At 72.0% G+C, this 2,081-nt stretch carries 1 protein-coding gene; it reads left to right on the forward strand.

All coding sequences use genetic code 11. The annotated features are described in order from the left end of the window. Positions 1-5 precede the first annotated feature (5 nt). A partial coding sequence (locus ACTUAL_RS15575) for a type I polyketide synthase (protein WP_440900764.1) occupies positions 6-2,081 on the forward strand: 2,076 nt, incomplete at its 3' end.

Consider the following 2,081-nt stretch of genomic DNA (forward strand, 5'->3'; position numbering starts at 1 on the left):
CGCGCATGGCGGAGGAGCAGAAGCTCAGGGAGTACCTCAAGCGGGCCACCACCGAGCTGCGGCAGGCGCGCCGCAGGCTCGCCGAGGTCGAGGACCGGGAACCCGACCCGATCGCCCTGGTCGCGATGGGGTGCCGCTTCCCCGGCGGGGTGCGCACCCCCGAGCGGTTGTGGCAGCTGCTGGAAGCCGGAGCGGACCTGGTGTCCGGGTTCCCGGCCGAACGCGGTTGGGACCAGGACGCCCTCTACGACCCCGACCCCGACGCGCCGGGCCGCACCTACGTGGTCGAGGGCGGCTTCCTGTCCGAGGTCGACCACTTCGACGCCGGGTTCTTCGGGATCTCCCCGCGCGAGGCCGCCGCCACAGACCCGCAGCAGCGGCTGCTGCTGGAGACCGCGTGGGAGACCGTCGAACGCGCGGGCATCGACCCCCTCTCGCTCGCGGGCAGCCGTACCGGCGTCTACATCGGCTGCCACTACCAGGACCACGGCGTGCTGCTCAACCGCGCGCCCGAGAGCTACGAGGGCTACCTGGTCACGGCGAGCAACACCAGCGTCGTGTCGGGCCGGATCTCCTACGCGCTCGGCCTGCGCGGACCCGCGGTCACCATCGACACGGCCTGCTCCTCGTCGCTCACCGCGCTGCACCTGGCTGCCCGCTCGGTGCGCGAGGGCGAGTGCGACCTCGCGCTGGCGGGCGGGGTCGCCGTCATGGCGACCCCGGCCTCCTTCACCGGGTTCAGCCGCCAGCGGGGACTCGCCGTGGACGGGCGGTGCAAGGCGTTCGCCGCCGCCGCTGACGGGATGGGGCTGGCCGAGGGCCTCGGGCTCGTGCTGGTCGAGCGGTTGTCGGACGCGCGGCGCAACGGGCACCCGGTGCTGGCGGTGCTGCGCGGTTCGGCGGTGAACCAGGACGGCGCGTCGAACGGGTTGACCGCGCCGAACGGCACCGCCCAGCAGGACGTCATCCGGCTGGCGCTGGCCGACGCCCGGCTCTCCGCCGACCAGGTCGACGCGGTGGAGGCGCACGGCACCGGAACCACGCTGGGCGACCCGATCGAAGCCCAGGCGCTGCTGGCGACCTACGGGCAGGGACGCGAACGCCCCCTGTGGCTGGGGTCCGTCAAGTCCAACACCGGCCACACCCAGACCGCGTCCGGCATCGCGGGCGTGATCAAGGTGGTGTTGGCGTTGCGGCACGGGTTCCTGCCGAGGACGTTGCACGTCGACGCGCCGTCCCCGCACGTGGACTGGTCCGCGGGGAAGGTCGAGCTGCTCACCGAGGGGCGGCCCTGGCCCGAGGTGGGGCGCCCCAGGCGCGCCGGGGTGTCCTCGTTCGGGGTCAGCGGCACCAATGTGCACGTCATCCTCGAACAGGTCGAGGACGCGCCCGTCGAGCCGACGCCCGTGCGGCAGGTCGTGCCGCTCCTGCTCTCCGCCAAGACCCCGCAGGCGCTCCGCGCCTGCGCCGCCCAGCTCGCACCCGTGGTTCGCACCGGGCTGGTCGACGTGGGTCACTCGCTCGCCACGACCCGTTCCGCCTTCGAGCGGCGAGCCGTCCTTGTCGCGCCCGATCCCGACGCGGCGGAACGAGGACTCACCGCCCTCGCGGAGGGGGGAGAGCTGCCCGAGCTGATCCAGGGGGCGGCTGTGGACCGGGGAGAGGTCGCGTTCGTGTTTCCCGGTCAGGGTTCGCAGTGGGTGGGGATGGGGCTGGGGCTTCGGGAGTCGTGTCCGGTTTTCGCGGCCCGGTTGGACGAGTGCACAGAGGCTTTGAAGTCCTTTGTGGACTGGGATGTGGTGGATGTTCTGGGTGATCCTGGGGCTTTGGGTCGTGTTGATGTTGTGCAGCCGGTGTTGTGGGCGGTGATGGTGTCGCTGGCTGCGGTGTGGGAGTCGTATGGGGTCCGTCCTGCTGTGGTGGTGGGTCATTCGCAGGGTGAGATCGCTGCCGCGTGTGTGAGTGGCGCGTTGTCGTTGGTTGATGGTGCGCGGGTTGTGGCGTTGCGGAGCAGGGCGATCAGGGCGTTGGCCGGTCGTGGTGGCATGGTCTCCGTCGCCCTGCCTGCGAACCTGGTGCGG

It is taken from the genome of Actinosynnema sp. (genome assembly GCF_052038725.1).